This is a genomic window from Staphylococcus massiliensis CCUG 55927 (genome assembly GCF_000298075.1).
GTDB classification, from domain to species: Bacteria; Bacillota; Bacilli; order Staphylococcales; family Staphylococcaceae; genus Staphylococcus; species Staphylococcus massiliensis.
The window spans coordinates 710,350-729,316 of sequence record NZ_JH815593.1; the positions used below are offsets into that span (position 1 = coordinate 710,350).

The 18,967-nt window shown below is 38.2% G+C and carries 16 protein-coding genes and 1 pseudogene; 4 read left to right on the forward strand and 13 right to left on the reverse strand.

All coding sequences use genetic code 11. From position 1 onward, the window contains the following. On the reverse strand, window positions 1–714 hold a 714-nt coding region (locus tag A33S_RS12355; protein WP_026048956.1), incomplete at its 3' end, for a hypothetical protein. A 411-nt stretch (window positions 715–1,125) separates the two neighbouring features. Between A33S_RS12355 and A33S_RS0103770 the strand changes: the two genes are divergently transcribed. The 3 genes from A33S_RS0103770 to A33S_RS12575 all read left to right on the forward strand — a co-directional run bounded on the left by A33S_RS0103770 (window position 1,126) and on the right by A33S_RS12575 (window position 2,723). Next, window positions 1,126–1,446, forward strand: coding sequence for an ArsR/SmtB family transcription factor (locus tag A33S_RS0103770; protein ID WP_009381666.1), 321 nt, complete (start codon window positions 1,126–1,128; stop codon window positions 1,444–1,446). A gap of 88 nt (window positions 1,447–1,534) precedes the next feature. Further along, the gene (locus tag A33S_RS0103775; protein ID WP_009381665.1) at window positions 1,535–2,419 is read left to right on the forward strand and encodes a permease; all 885 of its coding nucleotides are present in this window, start codon (window positions 1,535–1,537) and stop codon (window positions 2,417–2,419) included. Between the two features lie 175 nt (window positions 2,420–2,594). After that, entirely contained in the window at window positions 2,595–2,723 is a 129-nt protein-coding gene (locus A33S_RS12575; protein WP_017176576.1) for a hypothetical protein, read from the forward strand. 412 nt (window positions 2,724–3,135) lie between these two features. Here A33S_RS12575 and pknB read toward each other — a convergent pair. The 10 genes and pseudogenes from pknB to gmk form a co-directional block, all read right to left on the reverse strand. Then, window positions 3,136–5,144 (reverse strand): annotated as a pseudogene (pknB, locus tag A33S_RS11570) (Stk1 family PASTA domain-containing Ser/Thr kinase). After that, a complete protein-coding gene (locus A33S_RS0103790) occupies window positions 5,141–5,884 on the reverse strand; it encodes a Stp1/IreP family PP2C-type Ser/Thr phosphatase (protein WP_009381661.1) in 744 nt (247 codons plus the stop codon). The pseudogene pknB and the gene A33S_RS0103790 overlap by 4 nt, the downstream one beginning before the upstream one ends. Before the next feature lie 6 nt (window positions 5,885–5,890). Next, the gene (rlmN, locus tag A33S_RS0103795; protein WP_009381659.1) at window positions 5,891–6,985 is read right to left on the reverse strand and encodes a dual-specificity RNA methyltransferase RlmN; all 1,095 of its coding nucleotides are present in this window, start codon (window positions 6,983–6,985) and stop codon (window positions 5,891–5,893) included. Between the two features lies 1 nt (window position 6,986). After that, complete coding sequence (gene rsmB / locus A33S_RS0103800) at window positions 6,987–8,291, reverse strand: 16S rRNA (cytosine(967)-C(5))-methyltransferase RsmB (protein ID WP_009381657.1); 1,305 nt, start codon at window positions 8,289–8,291, stop codon at window positions 6,987–6,989. Further along, entirely contained in the window at window positions 8,288–9,220 is a 933-nt protein-coding gene (gene fmt / locus A33S_RS0103805) for a methionyl-tRNA formyltransferase (RefSeq protein WP_009381655.1), read from the reverse strand. The genes rsmB and fmt overlap by 4 nt, the downstream gene beginning before the upstream one ends. Then, the gene (gene def / locus A33S_RS0103810; RefSeq protein WP_009381653.1) at window positions 9,213–9,701 is read right to left on the reverse strand and encodes a peptide deformylase; all 489 of its coding nucleotides are present in this window, start codon (window positions 9,699–9,701) and stop codon (window positions 9,213–9,215) included. Before def ends, fmt begins: the two co-directional genes overlap by 8 nt. A gap of 134 nt (window positions 9,702–9,835) precedes the next feature. Beyond that, complete coding sequence (gene priA / locus A33S_RS0103815) at window positions 9,836–12,241, reverse strand: primosomal protein N' (protein ID WP_009381651.1); 2,406 nt, start codon at window positions 12,239–12,241, stop codon at window positions 9,836–9,838. Beyond that, a complete protein-coding gene (gene coaBC / locus A33S_RS0103820; protein ID WP_026048957.1) occupies window positions 12,242–13,450 on the reverse strand; it encodes a bifunctional phosphopantothenoylcysteine decarboxylase/phosphopantothenate--cysteine ligase CoaBC in 1,209 nt (402 codons plus the stop codon). It abuts the gene before it with no gap. A gap of 1,207 nt (window positions 13,451–14,657) precedes the next feature. Beyond that, window positions 14,658–14,873 carry a DNA-directed RNA polymerase subunit omega gene (gene rpoZ, locus A33S_RS0103825; RefSeq protein WP_009381647.1) on the reverse strand — a complete coding sequence of 72 codons (216 nt, stop codon included), beginning with the start codon at window positions 14,871–14,873 and terminating at the stop codon, window positions 14,658–14,660. After that, window positions 14,873–15,496 carry a guanylate kinase gene (gmk, locus tag A33S_RS0103830; protein ID WP_009381645.1) on the reverse strand — a complete coding sequence of 208 codons (624 nt, stop codon included), beginning with the start codon at window positions 15,494–15,496 and terminating at the stop codon, window positions 14,873–14,875. The genes rpoZ and gmk overlap by 1 nt, the downstream gene beginning before the upstream one ends. Before the next feature lie 160 nt (window positions 15,497–15,656). Between gmk and A33S_RS0103835 the strand changes: the two genes are divergently transcribed. After that, a complete protein-coding gene (locus tag A33S_RS0103835) occupies window positions 15,657–17,354 on the forward strand; it encodes an Rqc2 family fibronectin-binding protein (protein WP_009381643.1) in 1,698 nt (565 codons plus the stop codon). A 123-nt stretch (window positions 17,355–17,477) separates the two neighbouring features. Here the strand turns inward: A33S_RS0103835 and A33S_RS0103840 are convergent, their stop codons facing one another. After that, a complete protein-coding gene (locus A33S_RS0103840) occupies window positions 17,478–17,885 on the reverse strand; it encodes a VOC family protein (protein WP_009381641.1) in 408 nt (135 codons plus the stop codon). A 278-nt stretch (window positions 17,886–18,163) separates the two neighbouring features. Beyond that, window positions 18,164–18,334 carry a hypothetical protein gene (locus tag A33S_RS12185; RefSeq protein ID WP_017176579.1) on the reverse strand — a complete coding sequence of 57 codons (171 nt, stop codon included), beginning with the start codon at window positions 18,332–18,334 and terminating at the stop codon, window positions 18,164–18,166. Between the last annotated feature and the right edge of the window lie 633 nt (window positions 18,335–18,967).

An 18,967-nucleotide genomic window follows, 5' to 3' on the forward strand; every position in this document is an offset into this window, starting at 1 on the left:
TGCACATAAGTGAGAATCCATTGGGTTATCGTTTAAATCTTCCCAATGCGCGAATTCGTATAACGCAGTACCTTCTTCAGGGTGTAATTTACCTTTACGCACATCGATAATTTGTTTTTCTAAGAAATCTTCAACACGTTTACGTGCTTTTTTAGCTTTCTTATAACCTTTGTAAGCTGAACCTAAAGATACGAATGAGTTAATCATAGTATCCATGTCTTTCGCATTTTGTTCTGCTTCTTCAGGCGTTTGGATGATACCAGCCCAACGGAAGCCGATTTTAGTTAACATATAAATTGATTCGTTATATACGTTAACTTTATCCATGCTTTGCATACGTTCAGTATTCATGAACCAATAATTACGTGTTAATTCACGTAAGTAGTTAAGATTTTCATCTGTCATAAGTGACATAAATAAAGCTTTACGGTCAACGTGCTTCTTACCAGCAGTTGTATGAATTGCACCTTTACCAAATAAAGTGTTTACGATACGTTTTGGTAAAGTACCTTGTCTTTCCATTTTTTCATTATCATAGAAAATTTCTGCCGCTTCTTTACCGCTCATAACAGCAATTTTCTTACCGCCTAATGCGCGTACTTCAAATGCTTTAGAATCAAATTCTTCTAATTTGCCAGGTACGTATGTATACCCGCCTTTAATAATGTCTACTGTGTTATCTAGGCCTTTAACCTTAGGTAGTTTCTTTGCCACTTTGATTCCCCCATTTTTCATTTCTAATTGTATACCCGTTTTTAATAAATTTAATCTTAACACAAGTATCGAATCTACAAACATTTCATCCTAATCGTAACATAGAGTTTAAATCTGTAATAATAAATTGATGCTCACAACGATTTTTTATAGAACCATGGCGGATTAGTGCGTCTTTTCGCCCCCTTTTGAAAAGCCCTTTAAAGATAACGAGATTAAATAGTGAATAAATACTAAAGTAAGAATAATGTTGTTAGGGGTATTCACTTATTTTCACTTAACCTAGATTAAGTAACTTGCAAAAACTATTATTCTTGTATATAGTTAATACATCAAGAAAAGTTGATATAACGATTTACTATTCAATCCTATTTTTAGATAGAATAACTACGCAGTAGAGAGGTGACCTCGATGGAAGTTATCAAGTCCAATACTTATAAAAACGAGGAAGAACAATTAGACTTATACGTACAAGTATTTAATGCATTAGCTGATAAAATTCGACTTAAAATCTTGCATTCTATTCGTCAAAGTGACGCAAAGTCTTTATGCGTATGTGATCTAGAAGAAATACTAGATCTTAAACAATCAAAACTTTCGTACCACTTAAAAAAGTTAGTAGATGCAAATATTATAATTGCTGAAAAGCATGGCACGTGGAACTATTATAAAATTAACGAGCAACAAATACAGGTAGTTTTAAATGAGGATACTTGTTGCAAGATACTATAAGTATCCTTTTTTAATGACATATTAATCAACTTTTTTTGATTAATACATCAAGAAAAGTTGATTTATCATATAAAGAGGCATTATACTTATGATGGATTCAATCATAGAATTCATGAAAACATTTTTAGGATTATTCTTTGAATTATTAGCACTATTTATAATTGTGAGTTTTATAGTTAGTCTAATTCAACAAATGGTATCAGAAGAAAAAATTAGAAAACTTTTGAGCAAACCTAACCAAATAATTAATTACTTATTAGGTATGGTTTTTGGTGCTATGACACCTTTTTGCTCATGTTCAACAATCCCGATACTTGCAGGATTATTAAATTCTAAAGTACCGTTTGGTCCTGCGATGAGTTTCCTTATTGCCTCCCCATTAATGAATCCTTTGATGGTTTTTATGATATGGGTTTTATTAGGCTGGAAAGTCGCTGTAGTATACTTTATAACACTCGCTATTTTCAGTATGTTAACAGGTTTAATATTTTCAAAGTTAAACTTAGTTGATAGCTATAAAGGCGTCAATATTAAAGGCGACGGATTTTTTGCTAACAAAACAGGTTCACGCGTTAAACAAGCATTAAACGATGCGTGGTCGTTCTTATATCCAATGCTTCCCTATTTACTTATAGGTGTCTTGATAGGAGCCTTTATATATGGCTTTGTACCTGAAACATTTATAACTAAGTATGCTAGTGGAGATAACATTATATCTGTGATAATCGCCTCTATTGTAGGAATCCCAATGTATATTAGACCTGAAACAATGCTACCTATAGCTGAAGCACTCGTTTCAAAGGGTATGTCGCTAGGTACAGTTATCGCGTTGATCATTGGTGGCGCTGGTGCAAGTATCCCAGAAATTATATTGTTGTCTAAGCTGTTTAAGAAAAAATTTGTAACATCGTTTGTAATCGCGATTTTAGTGGTAGCTATTGCTACCGGATTAATTGTTAATATGATTGCTTAAGATGATAGCTATGTTTCAATGAAAAAGCCAATACGTTGAACATATTTTAAAATCACACTTTAATCCAAATAAAGATGCTTTCGTATTTTCTAATTTAAACGAAGAAACTACTAATCCTGAAAAATGTTGTGATACATTATATGGTTGCTAAATATCTATTAAAGGAGGTGTTAAAGTGGAAAAAAATACATTTAAAAAAGCTATCTCTAAATTAAAACCTAAAAAACAAGCTTGTTGTTCCGTAGAAATAGAAGAGAAAAAAGAAAAAAGTACAGACAATGATCAAGATAAAGATAAAAAGTAAATTTTTGCCGATAAATTATTGTTAGAACATAAGTTACACAATAGACATTATCGGCTTTATTTAACTCAATTCCCTTAACAGCTGACTCAGAGGGCGGGGCCCCGGCATAGAAATTTGCGTAGCAAATTAACAAGCTATACAAGCCGGGGCTTGAGCATGGTACAAAGTAGCTATGCTACTTTGTAAGTCTAACTAACAAACTGAAAATTTGAGTTGAGCTATACAGGAAAGCATGCTGTTAAGGGATTTGTATTTAATTTCCTCATTTAAAATTAATACCATTTTCAAAGAAATTAAAATTATGAACTTATTAAAAATTAGTTATATTTAATACACAACAATCTTTTAACCTTTAAACGCGAAAAAAGCACCCGCGCCACTTCGGCACAGGTGCTCGTATCATACTGAAAGTTTAAATACTATCATAACTAATATCTTTATCTTTAACGACTTTACCATCAACTCTTACTGTAAAGCCTGCTGTTTGACCTTCTTCTACTTCCATGCGAATGGTATGCATTTTATTACGCTTAATCGTAAATGTCTCACTTGCGGTCGTACCATCGTTGTTTTTATCTCTTAGGATCACTTCTACCTTTTGTGATTTATTATTACGACCTGAGTACGGAATTGAGAAGGTTTCATGATAACGCTTCGTTGCTAGATTTTCTTCATCATCTTCAGTTGTATCTTCTTCATCTGATTCACCATCTTTACCACTTGAAACAATAAATCTAATTTCTTGACCAACGTTAACATTTTGGTCTTTTGGTGTATGGCTAATCACATGATCTTTCTTAACTGAGCTATCATTACGGCGTTTCTCAACAACAACTTTAAGCCCTTTTGCTTCAAGTTCTTTCTTAGCCGTCTTGAATGGCTTTCCTTCATAATCATCGACGTAAACCTGTTCAACACCTAAAGATTCAGTAAGAACGACTTGCGCTTTGTTAACTTGAATCGTACTACCAGCTTGGACGCTTTGGTTCTCTATCGCCCCTTTAGGTATGTTGTTCTTTGTATACGCTTGTTCATATTTAATACCTTTAACGCCTAAATTCTTAAGATCGCGCTCAGCGTCTTGTTTCGATTTACCGATTAAATTAGGCATCGTCGCGGTTTTAGGGCCTTTAGATAATACGATATCGACTTTACCATCTTGTTCAGCGCGTTCACCTACGTTAGGTGTCACAGCCATAACTTCATTTTCTTGATATTTATCACTATAATCACGTGAAATTTTGCCGATTTTTAATTTTTCTTTTTAAGCATTGATTCAGCTTGTTTCTCAGTTTTACCTAATATATTAGGCACATCACTGTATTTATCACCAAACATTGCGATGGCAATAAACCCAATTAAACTAATAAGCAACAAGAAAAAGATTAACGCATAAAGCCACTTTTTGTGTCTCGACTTCTTTTTATACGTATTCGGATAAACGCGAGGTTCACTCTTAGATTTACTTGATTCAACGATAGGTATCTCTACCGTCTGGTCGATGCTTTGATGATTATTTTGATTCTGATGTATTTGGTTTTTAGGTATTTTAATTGTTTCTGACGTATCTTCTGTAATCATGTACGGCGCTTCATGCTTTCTTGATTCATCTAGAGCCGTATCTAAGTCATCATACATTTCTTGCACGTTTTGATATCGTTTACGTGCGTCTTTCTCAGTGGCTTTTAAAATAACGTTACTTAAAGCTTGAGGCACGTTACGTCTCTTATCAGTAGCATTAGGCATCTGTTCACGAATATGTTTAATTGCGACACTGACAGGTGTTTCCCCTACAAAAGGCGGTTCCGCCATTAACATCTCATATAATACGATACCAATTGAATAAATATCTGCACATTCGTCAGCAGGTTCACCCTTTGCTTGTTCAGGTGAAATATATTGTACCGTGCCTACAACATGGTTCGTCTCAGTCATTTGCGTTTCGCTCATGGCCTTTGCGATACCAAAGTCCACGATTTTAAGTGTCTTATTCGCATCGATTAAAATATTATGCGGCTTGATATCACGGTGAATAATTTTATGGTGATGGGCATGCTTGATGCCATTAATAATTTGTTTCGTAAATTGAATGGCTGTTTCTACAGATAAAGGACCTCGTGTACGGATATAGTCCGCTAAAGTAGGACCTTCGATATATTCCATCACGAGGTAGAAAGTGTTCTCATCTTCATCTACATCTAGCACGTTTACGACATTCTTATTCGCGAGAAGCGTTGTATTCTGAACTTCACGTTCGAAACGTTTAACTGTAATGGTCTTTTCATTAGGTGGGATATTAATAATCTTGACCGCAACTTTGCGATTAAAGATCTTATCAATCGCGACATACACGTTACTCATGCCGCCGCCACCTAGATACTCGATAAGTTCGTAGCGCTCGTTTATAATCATCCCAATCATACGGAATCACCTTCAATTTGCGCGAGTACGATTGAGACGTTGTCACATGCGCCGTCTTCGCGAGACTGCATCAGTAAAGCTTCGCCTGTTTGTTCAAGAGCGGCATCTTGATTCAGAATTGATTTGATCGTATCCAATGCAACATAGTCTGTTAGTCCGTCAGTGTTAAGCATGAGATAGTCATAAAAGTGCGTACGTTTCATAAACACATCAGGTGATACACGTCTATCCGTACCCATAACTTTGGTAATGATATTACGTCTCGGATGCGTTAACGCTTCTTCTTCAGTGAGTTCGCCTAACATCACTAAATGATTCACAAATGAATGGTCATTCGTGATTTGTTCCATACGTCTCGCGTTAACTAAGTATGCTCTTGAGTCACCGACGTTCGCGACAACGACATGTTTATCGAATACCAGTGCAACGACACAAGTGGTGCCCATACCTCTATATTCAGGATTTTGGTTACTGTAATCGTATAGTTCACGATTAATACGTTGCAAGGTATGCTTTAACCAATCTTCAGCTTGATCTTCTTCGATTAAATTTTCTTCTTCAAAATATTTTTGTAATCCATCACACACGAATTGACTTGCAATTTCGCCTGCTTGATGACCACCCATGCCATCACATAATGCTATAAGTTGTTGATTCGTCTTGTTGTAAAAAATACCACCAGCATCTTCATTTTTCTCTCGTTGAAATCCGGTATCTGTGAAAAATTGCGCGTTTAACATAGGCTCTTACCTCGTTTCTACTTTTCGTTCCTTTGCTCTTAATTGACCACAAGCGGCATCAATGTCCTCACCTTGGTTACGTCTTATTGTAGCATTAATTCCAAGTCTTTTTAATTCTTTTTCGAACTTAAAGATATCATCTTTCGAAGTTTTGACATAATTACGTTCAGGAACGTGGTTAACTGGAATTAAGTTCACGTGGCAATTTAAATGTTTAATTAAAGCAGCGAGTTCACGCGCGTGTTCAACTTGGTCGTTAACGCCACCGAATAAACCATATTCAAATGTGATACGACGATTTGTTTGTTCTTGATAATATTCTAATGCTTCCATTAATTTATCGATATCGTACGCACGGTTGATCGGCATTAATCGTGAACGAATTTCATTGTTAGCACCATGTAAACTTAGCGCAAAGTTAATTTGTAATGACTCTTCAGCAAAGTCATAAATTCTAGGAATAATACCAGATGTAGATACGGTGATATGACGCGCACCAATATTTAAGCCATTATCGTGGTTGATAATTTTTAAGAAATCCATCATTTCATCATAGTTTTCAAATGGTTCACCAATACCCATAATCACGACTTGTGATACACGTTCATCCGTTTCATCAAGTGCCTTTTGAACAGTTAAAACTTGTGACACAATCTCGCCAGCTTCTAGGTTACGCTTTAAACCGCCTAACGTTGACGCACAGAATGTACAACCGATACGACAACCTACCTGCGTTGTAACACAAACTGAATTCCCGTATTGATGACGCATCAATACAGTTTCAATCGTATAGCCATCTTGTAATTCAAATAAGAATTTAATTGTGCCGTCACGACTTTCTTGTCTTACAACCGTTTCAAGCGTTGTAATGACAAAGTTATCTTCTAATAATTGACGCATATCTTTAGATAGGTTCGTCATTTCTTCAAAGCTATTCACGCGCTTTTCATAAAGCCATTCAAATATTTGCTTCGCTCTGAAACTTTGTTGACCTTGATCCTTAAGCCATTGCTTCATTTCATCAAATCGAATGGAATAAATCGATTGTTTCTCGAAATCGGGTAAAAATTTATTTTTCTTCTTCTTTTCAGCTGTAATCATGTTAGGTCTCCTTTCGTTTAATTCGTGTTATGAAAAAGCCATCTGAGTTAAAGTCTTGCGGCAGAATTTGTAATGTTTTCACAGGTTCACCTGATTTAAAGTCTTCAAATGGTAAGAATTCAAATTCAGGATTTTGTTTAAGAAATGTATAAATCACGTTCTCATTTTCCATTTGTTCAATCGTACAAGTAGAGTATACGAGCGTACCGCCTGGTTTCAGGTGCTTAGACGCGTTGGTTAAAATGTCGAGCTGGATATCAACTAAACTTAGGACGCTATCTTTTGTTTCGCGATATTTAATCTCAGGTTTATGACGCATCACACCTAAGCCACTACACGGTGCATCAACTAAAATTTTATCGAAGGTCTGATTATATGGCTGTGTCGCATCATGTTGTATCGCTTCAATATTTTTAAGACCAAGCTTTTTAACGTTATGTTCGATGAGTTTCATTTTATGGGCGTGAACATCTGATGCTAAGACGTGACCGGTCTGATTGAGCTTTTCACCAATGTGGCAAGCTTTACCACCAGGAGCGCTACATGTATCAAGGATTGCGTCCCCCGTTTCAGGTTGTAGTACGTTTGCGACAAACATCGAACTTTTATCTTGAATGGAAACTTTCCCTGCTTTGAAAAGCCCACTCGTCATAATCGGTTTGCCTGAGACATGTAAACATTCTGGCAGTTCATCACATGTTTCTACTTGATAGCCTTCAGTTTCTAACTGGGCTTTTGCTTCGGAAGGAGTGATACGCGTTTCGTTAACACGCACGGTTTGTGGTGCAGACTGCAACATCGCTTTCGCAATATCACGTGTTTGATCTAGACCATGATGCGTCGTCCAATGTTCAATAATCCATAGCGGAATACTGTATTCAATGCTGATACGCTTCTTAGGGTCTTTAATCTCGTCAAATGAGGCGAGCTCGTGATTCATCAAACTACGTAAAATCGCATTAACGACGTTACCTTGATGACGACCGCCACGGGCTTTCGCGATTTCCACCGCTTCATTTATAATCGCGTGATTCGGTATTTTATTTAAGTAAACATATTGGTAAATACTCATCCAAAGAAGCTGACGCACCCAACGTTTGATGCGCGTATTCACATGAGGTTTCAGGAAATAATCGAGTGCATAACGACGTGCTAGCGTACCGTATACGAGTTCCGTATATAAGCCACGGTCACTTGAACTCAGATGATACTCATTTAAGACGTCATTGATGATGAGATTACTATAAGCACCTTCTGTTTCAATCTTCTCTAGCGTGTCATATGCGAGCTGTCGCGCTGTTGTCATACGAGTTCCTTCCCAACTAAGTCTTCTTGAACGCCACTTAAGAAGTTCGCTACAGGCATACGTTTTTTACCTGAAAGTTGAATTTCTTTAAGCGCTATTGCGTCATCTGAACCTGTACCGACGATAATGGCTTTCTTAGTTGTTTCGATGATTTGGCCTGGTTCACCTTGTTTATCTGAGACAATTTGAGCGTCGAACACTTTCATATTTTTATCGTCCATTTTCGTAAAGCCTACAGGCCATGGTGATAAACCTCGAATTTGGTTATAGACATCTTGTGCTGCATTGTGCCAGTTGATGTGTTCATCTTCACGGCTAATGTTTGAAGCGAAAGTTGCTTCTGAGTCGTCCTGAGGCGTACGTGGATTTGTGCCATCTAATACGCTCGGTAATACACGTTCAAGTAGTGACGTACCGACTTCACTTAATTTATCATGTAAAGAACCTACGTTATCGTCATCTTCAATTTTGACACGTTTTTGTTCGATAATGTCACCAGCATCAAGTTTTTTAGCCATGTACATGATGGAAATACCTGAGTATTCCTCGCCTTCAATAATCGCTTTATGGATCGGCGCACCGCCGCGGTATTTCGGTAATAAAGAAGCGTGCACGTTAATCGCACCATATTTCGGATGATTTAGGAGTGATTCTGGCAGTAACTGACCAAATGCAGCCGTTACAATAACATCAATATCCATATTCAATAAGGTTTCCAGTTCTTCTGAACCATTAAGTTTCTCAGGTTGTAGCACTTCGATGTCGTGTTCAAGTGCAACTTTTTTTACAGGCGGTGGTGTCAGTTGGCGTTTACGTCCTACTTTACGATCAGGTTGCGTCACAACTGCTGTAACGTCGTAGTTTTGAATTAACATTTCTAATACACCAGTTGAAAAGTCAGGTGTACCCATAAATACAATTTTACTCATCTTCTAATAACGCCTCCAATTCCTCTTCAGTTATTTCTCTTTTCATTTTATCAGTAAATAAAATACCATTAAAGTGGTCACATACGTGAAGTATCATGCGCGCAATATCATCGTATGCAGTAAGTTCAACTTCCCTACCATTAACGTCAAAACTTTTCACCTTAATCATTTGAGGTCTTTCCACGATACCAAATACATCAGGCTGACTAATACTACCTTCCACATCTTCTTGTGTTTCATCAGACGTTGCGACAATGTCTGGGTTAATGAGTTGCAGTAAGCCATCTGGCCCCATATCAACAATGGCAATTTGCTGATCGATACCGACTTGTGGTGCCGCGATAGCTTGACCACCCTCTTGATATAGAGTGTCTTCTAAATCAGCGAGATAGTCCTTTAGTTGTTGGTCGAATGTCTCAACTTGCTTAATGTGTTTTTTTAATAAAGGGTGCGTGGCTTTCACGAGTTTCAAAGCGCCCATAATCATGTCTCCTTTAAAAATTCATCACACCATTATAACGTAGATTCATTTAAATTGCGATAGCTTGCCTCCATTCCTTTTGAAAAGGAAAATCGAGCAAAGACTGCTAAAGTCCTCACTCGATTTAAATATACTTACATCATCATTTCTGGATTAATATCAATTTTTAATGAAAGTTTATCTTTAATATATCTTTCATGATAGTAATCATCTAAATAGTTTAACGCTTCATGTAGTTCAGGTTCACGTTTATATTTGACTAAGATTTGAAAGCGATACTCGTTATTAATTCGAGATAAAGCTGCTGGCGACGGTCCGAGAACGAGCGCTTTATCTGATAAATGTTGTAGTAAAATGCCATGAATATGTTTCGAAGCAAGCATCACTTCTTTCATATCGGTATGTGAAATCGTAAAGTTCACTAAGAAATAGTACGGCGGATATTTCCCGATTTGACGATAGTTCATTTCTTTATCGTAAAAGGACTTAAAGCGATTCTCCTTCACGTCGTTGATCGCATAATGATCTGGGTTATACGTTTGGATGATAACTTGACCTTCTTTTTCATGACGACCTGCTCGTCCAGATACTTGAGTTAGAAGCTGGTACGTACGCTCGCTTGAACGAAAGTCCGGTAAGTTCAATAGTGTGTCGGCATTTAAGACACCTACAAGCGTAATGTTAGGGAAATCAAGGCCTTTGGCGATCATCTGTGTACCTAAGAGAATATCCCCTTCGCCACGCTCAAATTTGGATAGTAGCTTTTCATGAGCGCCCTTACGAGAAGTCGTATCAACATCCATACGAATGATATTCGCGTCCATAAATTCTTGTTGCAACAACTCTTCAACGCGCTGTGTGCCAGTACCCATTTGACGAATGTGTTCACTTTCACAGCTTGGGCACTGTGACGGCGCGTTAGTTTGATAGTTACAATAGTGACAACGCAACTGATCGGTCGTCTTATGATAGGTTAATGAAATATCGCAATTCGGACACATCGGAACATGACCACAATCACGACATAACATGAATGATGCATAGCCACGTCGATTTAAAAACAACACGATTTGTTCATTTAAATCTAAGCGTTTCTGAATCGCTTCTCGCAATGATTCAGAGAACATCGAGCGGTTACCGTTAGCGAGTTCATCACGCATATCGACAATATCGATGGACGGCATTTGTTGTTGATTCACACGCTCATCCAAAGTGAGAAGCGTATACACGCCCTTCTCTGCACGCGCATAACTTTCAAGACTCGGCGTCGCACTCCCGAGTATCAATGGGCAGTTATGATATTCACTACGCCACTTCGCGATTTCTCGCGCGTGGTATCTCGGGTAATCCTCCTGTTTATACGTCGACTCATGTTCTTCATCGATAATTATCATCCCTAAATGTTTAAAGGGCGCAAAGATGCTCGAGCGCGCACCTACTGAAACTTTCGCATGGCCATCACGAATTTTTTGCCACTCATCATAACGTTCGCCTTTAGATAAACCTGAGTGCAGCACCGCTACATCATCACCGAATCGGCGCTTAAATCGCAATACCATTTGCGGCGTCAACGCGATTTCAGGCACTAACATAATCGCTTCAAGCCCTTTATCGAGCACCTCTTCAATCGTTTGAAGATAGATTTCCGTTTTACCAGAGCCCGTGACACCATGAAGTAGAAACGTTTCCGCTTTACCTTCTTGAATCGTCTGATGAACAGTGTCAAAGACATCCTGCTGCTTCGCCGTTAATGTCTTCTTAGGCTCTTGCTCGAAGATACGTGACTCGAAAGGATCGCGCTCCACAATCGCGTCGTACTTCTCTAACACACCCTGTTTCGTTAGCGTATCAATACTCGACTTTGAAAAGCCCATTTCGTCTAGCTCTTGTAAGAAGACATCACGATGCTGTTCATCTAATAAATACAAGAATACGTCTTGCTGCTTTTTCGCACGCTTTAACATTTCGAGCGTATCATCTGTTCGGTACGTTTCCTCGATTCGTACCGCTTTCTTCGTTTTCTTTTTCACATTTTGCGTCAGTAACGTCGTTTCTTCAATTGCGCCTTCTTTCATCCACTTCAAAAGCACTTCCAAATGTTCATTTTTTTGAGCGTCTTTATATTGATACAAGCCATCTTTATTGAAATAACGACTTAAATCATCAGGTACATCGAGCGGTTTGACGATTTTAAAAGCTTTCGTGTATTTGGCTTTTACAGCACTCGGCAACATCGCTTCAAGCAGTGAAATACGTTTCGTTACGAAATATTTTCGATACCATTCCGTTAATGCAATCATTTCTGAAGTTAACTCAGGTTTAATATCTTTAACTTCTATAATATTTTTGAGTTTATGAGACGTTTCAACTTCGTCATCGGTTGATACCTTGACCACATACCCTTGAATCGTTCGAGGACCAAATGGAACGACCACGCGCACACCCACTGTCACAACAGGTTCTAATTCCTTTGGTATGAAATAATCGAACGTCTTATCTACACTTTTAGAAGGTATGTCGACGATTACTTTTCCAATCATTTATTGCCACCTACGTTCTAATTCCTCAATCAAAGCTTTAGCTAAAGTGCCTTTGTCTGCCTTTTGAAAAGCCCTTTCCGTACCATCTTTAAAATACATTATCACTTCGTTATCATCGCTTTTAAAGCCAATTGAAGTGTCGCCCACATTATTCGCAATAATCACATCAGCATTTTTACGTTTTAATTTACCAGTCGCATACTTTTTGATATCTTGCGTTTCAGCCGCAAAGCCTACAAGTTTTTGATGGGTCTTATGTTCTCCGAGATACTTTAATATGTCTGTGGTACGTTTGAAAGTAACACTTAAGTCGCCTTCTTGCTTCTTCATTTTATGTTCTAAAGTCTCAATTGGCGTATAATCCGAAACTGCAGCCGTTTTAAATACGACATCTTGTGATTCATAAACGGACTTAACCGCTTGGAACATATCTTCGGCGCTCGTCACACTTAAAAAGTAAACGCCTTGTGGTGGTTCGAGGTACGTCGGACCACTTACTAACGTAACGTTCGCACCTTTTTCAACGAGTGCCTCCGCGATTTTATACCCCATTTTCCCAGAGGCGCGATTTGAAACAAAGCGTACCGGGTCGATCGTTTCAACAGTAGGACCTGCCGTAATCAACACGTTCTTGTCATTGAAGTAACCTGATGACTCGGATTGCGAAACGTTTGAAGCGTCCATCGTGTGTTCGACAAATTTTATAATATTTAGCGGCTCTTCCATACGACCTTTCGCAACATAACCACATGCGAGGAAACCTTCGCCAGGCTCTATAAAATGGTAGCCATCTTTCTTTAAAGTAGCCATATTGTGTTGAATACGTTGATTCTCATACATATGCACGTTCATCGCAGGCGCTATAAATTTCGGCGTATTGGTCGCAAGGAGCGTTGACGACACCATGTCATCAGCTAAACCTAAACTTAACTTCGAAATCGTATTTGCTGTAGCCGGTGCCACTATAATCGCATCAGCCCAGTCGCCTAGCGTGATGTGTTGAATTTCAGCAGGATTTTGTTCGTTAAATGTATTCGTGTAAACTGCTTCACGACTAATCGCTTGAAAGGATAAAGGTGTCACAAATTCTAACGCGTGCGGCGTCAACATCACGCGCACCGTATAGCCGCGCTGCGTAAGCTTACTTGTTAAATCAATCGCTTTATATGCAGCAATACCGCCAGTCACTGCAAGTAATATATTCTTCATCGTCAATTTTGTCCTCCTGTTCACTATCACTAACTCTTATCATCTTACATGAAATTTTGGAATTCATAAAACAAATCATTTAACTTATTTGGGATTCGTGTAATTTAGTCGCTTGCCGTTGCTTAGGGTGATTGTTTTGAATGGTTAAATACTTGTGGGAAGCGCACAAGCTGGCAACGGTGCGCTTAGCAACTTGTCATGCCGTCACTAGTTGGCAACGGCTCGCTTAGCAACTTGTCGCGTCGTCACTAGTTGGCAACGGGCTTCTTACCAAATTGTGATACTGTCACTAGTTGGCAACGGCTCGCTTAACAACTTGTCGTGTCGTCACTAGTTGGCAAAGGGCCTCTTAGCGACTTGTCGTGTCGTCACTAGTTGGCAACGGCTCGCTTAGCAACTTGTCGTGTCGTCACTAGTTGGCAACGGGACTTTTAGCAACTTGTCGTGTCGTCACTAGTTGGCAACGGGACTTTTAGCAACTTGTCGTGTCGTCACTAGTCGGTAACGGCCCTCTTAGCGACTTGTCGTGTCATCACTAGTTGGCAAAGGGCCTCTTAGCGACTTGTCGTGTCGTCACTAGTTGGCAACGGCTCGCTTAGCAACTTGTGGTTTCTTCACTAGTTGGCAACGGTGCAAGTAAAGCATAACTTTGTGCAACAATTAGAGCCATGTCGACTCTTCACTTGGTTTTTACTCCTATTTAAAAGCCATGTCATACTTCCACTTGGCTCTTATTCCTGATTAACAGCCATGTCGGCTATTCACTTGGCTCTTATTTCTATTTAACAGCCATGTCGACTCTTCACTTGGCTCTTACACTCATTTAACAGCCATGTCGACTCTTCACTTGGCTCTTATTTCTATTTAACAGCCATGTCGACTCTTCACTTGGCTCTTACACTCATTTTACAGCCATGTCGACTCTTCACTTGGCTCTTATTCCTATTTAACAGCCATGTCAGCTCTCCACTTGGCTCTTATACTCAGTTTACAGCCATGTCAACTCTCCACTTGGCTCTTATGCTCAGTTTACAGCCATGTCAACTCTCCACTTGGCTCTTATGCTCAGTTTACAGCCATGTCAGCTCTCCACTTGGCTCTTATAATCCGCCACACAACCGTACTTCATACCAATCTAACCATACTTAACTAAAAAAAGTACCACTTATCTTACAGCCCTGTGTGTAAGCGTGGTACTTTCAGCATCTTATCTTTCCTCTTCGACTTCTTTACGTTCAGGTACGATTTTACCTGATGCGATTTCTTCTAACGCACGTCCGACAGTTTTTTGAGTAACGTATTTATCCATTAATAAATCGTCTGGTTCTTCTTGAAGTTCTCTCGCGCGTTTAGCTGCAGTAGTAGCGATTAAATATTGAGAATTTACTTTTTCTGTAAGTTTATTTAATGGTGGGTATAGCATTATTTTTTGGCCTCCAATATCATTTTACGGTATTTTGCTTCAATGCGTTCACGCTTTAGATGTTCTGCCTTTACGATAGCTTGAACACGTTCTTTCGCAAGTTCAACTTCGTCGTTCACTACGACGTAATCATAAAGATTCATCATTTCAACTTCTTTACGTGCTTCATTAACACGAGACTGAATTTTTTCATCAGATTCAGTTCCACGACCTACCAGTCGATCACGTAAATGATCAAGACTTGGTGGTGCTAAGAATATGAATAAGGCATCTGGAAACTTCTTACGTACTTGTTTAGCACCTTCAACTTCAATCTCTAAAAAGACATCGTAGCCTTCATCCATAGTATCCTTAACATATTGTACAGGTGTACCATAGTAATTGCCAACATATTCAGCATACTCAATAAATTGATCTGCTTCAATTAATTGTTCGAATTCTTTCTTTGTTTTAAAAAAGTAATCAACGCCGTCAACTTCACCTTCACGCATTTGTCTTGTTGTCATTGAAATCGAATATTTGAAAGAAGTTTCTGGATCGTCGAATATACGCTTTCTTACTGTACCCTTTCCAACACCAGATGGACCAGATAAAACAATTAATAAACCTTTTTCAGTATCCATGCATTTCGACCTTTCTCAATCATTCTTGTATTTATTATAATATATTACCATAACTTAATTATGATTGTATAGCACATCAGGTGAAACTTTGCTATATGATTTACGTATCGCTTCATGGTACAATAATATAATGATTTCATAGTAAAGGTGGCGAATTAAAATGGCTTTTGATGGATTATTTACCAAGAAAATGGTCGAATCATTACAATTTCTCGTATCAGGACGCATTCATAAAATTAATCAGCCTGAGAACGATACGATTATTATGGTGGTCAGACAAAATCGTAAAAACCATCAACTTCTATTATCGATCCATCCCAACTTTTCAAGAATTCACATCACTGAAAAGAAATATGACAACCCATTTGACCCACCGATGTTCGCTCGCGTATTTAGAAAGCATCTTGAAGGCGGGATTATAAGAGCTGTGCGCCAAATCGACAATGACAGACGCATTGAAATTGATATCAAAAGTAAAGATGAAATTGGCGACACGATTTATCGTACGGTAATCCTTGAGATTATGGGTAAACATAGTAATTTAATTCTCGTTAATGATGAACGTAAAATTATTGAAGGATTTAAACATTTAACGCCAAATACGAACCAGTATCGTACGGTGATGCCTGGCTTTCAATATGATGCACCGCCTAGTCAGAATAAAGTGAATCCGTATGAGATTAACCCGGCTGACGTGAATCGATATGTAGACTTTAATAGCGGTCGTATTGATCGACAACTCCTTCATAATTTCGAAGGTTTTAGCCCGTTAATTACGAAAGAAATTACAGAGCGCCGTTCGTTTATGACGACGACTACACTGCCAGAGGCTTTTGAAGAGGTGATGAATGAAACGAAAGGTGAACCAACGCCTATCTTTCATAAGAATCACGAGACTGGTAAAGAAGATTACTATTTCATGAATTTAACGACGTTCAATGATGATGTGATGACGTTTGATTCGTTGCATGATTTACTTGATCGTTATTACGAGGCACGAGGTGAGCGTGAACGCGTTAAGCAACGTGCAAATGATTTAGTGAAGTTTGTGGCGCAGCAGCTGCATAAGTATCAGAATAAATTGGGTAATCTTGAAAAGGACTTGGAAGCGACGAAAGATAAAGAGCAGCAACAACTTTATGGTGAGCTTATCACGGCTAATATTTATCGTATCGAGCAGGGTGATGAATCAGTTGAAGCGCTCAATTACTATACGAATGAAGATGTTGAAATTCCGTTAAATCCAACGAAATCCCCTTCTGAAAATGCCCAATACTACTACAAGCAATACAATCGTATGAAAACACGTGAACATGAGTTGAAACATCAAATTTCCTTAACGAAGGAAAATATTGATTACTTTATGAGGTTAGAACAGCAACTTCAACATATCACGGTTGACGATATTGACGATATACGTGAGGAGCTCGAAGAACAAGGGTTTGTTAAACAGCGTAAGAAGCATAAGAAGAAAAAGAAACATAAGATTCAACTTCAGAAGTATGCATCTAGCAATGGCGATACGATTTTAGTTGGTAAGAATAATAAGCAGAATGATCATCTGACGAATAAAGAAGCGCGTAAGTCGCATTTATGGTTCCACACGAAAGACATTCCTGGTTCACATGTCGTGATCTTAAATGATGCGCCAAGCGAAACGACGATTAAAGAAGCGGCTATGATTGCGGCTTACTTTTCAAAAGCAGGACAATCTGGACAAGTGCCTGTAGATTATACAAAGATTCAACATGTTCATAAACCATCTGGCGCTAAACCAGGGTTTGTGACGTATGATAATCAGAAGACGCTATACGCAACACCTGATTACGACAAGATTAAAGCAATGAAAGTTGAATAATATAGAAGAAACTCGGGACAAGCATATGGATGAGATGTAAGACTTCGCTTCAAGTAAACATTGGATTGAAGCGGTACATCGGACCATATGATACAAGTCCCGAGCTTTTTTAATACGGCTTAATTATTTCTTTTCAGGTAGCGCTAATTGGAAGTTCACGCCGAATTTATCTTGAACCCAAGCGAATTCGCGGAACGTCGGTGGCATTTCAGTTTTAGGCATTAAAATTGCGCCTTCTTCTTTTAAGCCATTGTATAACGTATCGAATTCGAATTGATCTTTTACTGTCACGTATAATGACATAGCTGGATTCATTTCAATATCAACGCCGTTTACGTTGTCGATAGCCATAAATACTTGGCCATTAAGTTTAAAGATAGCGTGTTGAACCGCACCAGGTGCTGGACCATCTTCGTCATATTTAACCATTGTTACAATTTCGCTATCTTCAAATAATTGTGTATATGTTTGGATTGCTTCTTCTGCTTGACCATTAAACATTAAGAACGTCGTAATTTTAGGTATTTTCATTTGTCATTCCTCCATAGATTGTTGTCACGAAATACTGTCATCGTATATGATGAAGTAACAGACGTATTTTTTTACTTTCACATATTACTATAACCCGTTACAATCAAGTTAAATCATGAATGGAGGTAATCCAATGTTTGTATCATCATTTGGATCAGTAATTGCAGGGCTTATAGCATTTTTCATTGTTATGGTCATCGGTTACATACTCGTGAAAATGTTCATCCGATAATATATAAAGTGTGAGGCGTTAGGTGCCGTCACACTTTTTACTTTTTCTAAAGGTCGTTTTTCGATTTCACCGAACGCTTCGCAAACTTATAAATGTCGTTATGCGCGTCTTCATGCTTAACTCGGTCGACATGCCTCGATTCATCCAAGATATCATTTTCCCCTTTTAAAAAGGCATTCAACTGCTTAGAGTACTTTTCCTGCTTCTTCGTAATCATTCCAGATCCCCTTTAATTAAGACATCACTTTTTTACTAGTATACGTAATTTGAGTGATAAGTAAAGCTATAAGGGTGCTTGCGTTGTTGGGTTTTGGTGGATTAATGTGGTTTAAACTAATTGTTCATTTTTAATGAGGACGTTCAGAGAGAGGTTTGGATGATTTTTCCTTTTGAAAATGAGGGCAGTTGAACGAACCGTCTTGATGAATGAATTTTAAATAAACTTTTATTCAACGATTTATCGCGGTTACTTCTCTTTTAGAAAATGGGAGTCGCGACCGTTTATACTAATCGCCAGTCCTAATCTATTGCTTTTGGTACTATCATTTATTCATTTGTGAAATGTGGTGACTTTTCTTGTCCCGCAAGAAAAGTTATGGCACACTGAAGGCGTATCATGATTAGAAGAATTTTTGATTGGAAGTTTTAGACAGTTTTTTTTACAAGAATTTTCAAACGTGTAAATCAAATAGACCTTAATTTACAAGACTTCGTAAACGTGTAAATCAAACGGGTCTTGATTTACAAGAATTTTCAAACGTGTTAAACAAACGGGCCTTGATTTACAAGACTTCAAAAACGTGTTAAACAAACGGGCCTTGATTTACAAGAATTCAAAAACGTAGTAAAT

Excerpts from the sequence above, each read along its gene's own strand:
- A33S_RS0103770 (WP_009381666.1), top strand. The coding sequence starts at position 1,126 with ATGGAAGTTATCAAGTCCAATACTTATAAAAACGAGGAAGAACAATTA.
- A33S_RS0103775 (WP_009381665.1), top strand. The coding sequence starts at position 1,535 with ATGATGGATTCAATCATAGAATTCATGAAAACATTTTTAGGATTATTC.
- A33S_RS0103790 (WP_009381661.1), bottom strand. The coding sequence starts at position 5,884 with ATGTTAAACGCGCAATTTTTCACAGATACCGGATTTCAACGAGAGAAA.
- rlmN (WP_009381659.1), bottom strand. The coding sequence starts at position 6,985 with ATGATTACAGCTGAAAAGAAGAAGAAAAATAAATTTTTACCCGATTTC.
- rsmB (WP_009381657.1), bottom strand. The coding sequence starts at position 8,291 with ATGACAACAGCGCGACAGCTCGCATATGACACGCTAGAGAAGATTGAA.
- fmt (WP_009381655.1), bottom strand. The coding sequence starts at position 9,220 with ATGAGTAAAATTGTATTTATGGGTACACCTGACTTTTCAACTGGTGTA.
- def (WP_009381653.1), bottom strand. The coding sequence starts at position 9,701 with ATGGGCGCTTTGAAACTCGTGAAAGCCACGCACCCTTTATTAAAAAAA.
- priA (WP_009381651.1), bottom strand. The coding sequence starts at position 12,241 with ATGATTGGAAAAGTAATCGTCGACATACCTTCTAAAAGTGTAGATAAG.
- coaBC (WP_026048957.1), bottom strand. The coding sequence starts at position 13,450 with ATGAAGAATATATTACTTGCAGTGACTGGCGGTATTGCTGCATATAAA.
- rpoZ (WP_009381647.1), bottom strand. The coding sequence starts at position 14,873 with ATGCTATACCCACCATTAAATAAACTTACAGAAAAAGTAAATTCTCAA.
- gmk (WP_009381645.1), bottom strand. The coding sequence starts at position 15,496 with ATGGATACTGAAAAAGGTTTATTAATTGTTTTATCTGGTCCATCTGGT.
- A33S_RS0103835 (WP_009381643.1), top strand. The coding sequence starts at position 15,657 with ATGGCTTTTGATGGATTATTTACCAAGAAAATGGTCGAATCATTACAA.
- A33S_RS0103840 (WP_009381641.1), bottom strand. The coding sequence starts at position 17,885 with ATGAAAATACCTAAAATTACGACGTTCTTAATGTTTAATGGTCAAGCA.
- A33S_RS12185 (WP_017176579.1), bottom strand. The coding sequence starts at position 18,334 with ATGATTACGAAGAAGCAGGAAAAGTACTCTAAGCAGTTGAATGCCTTT.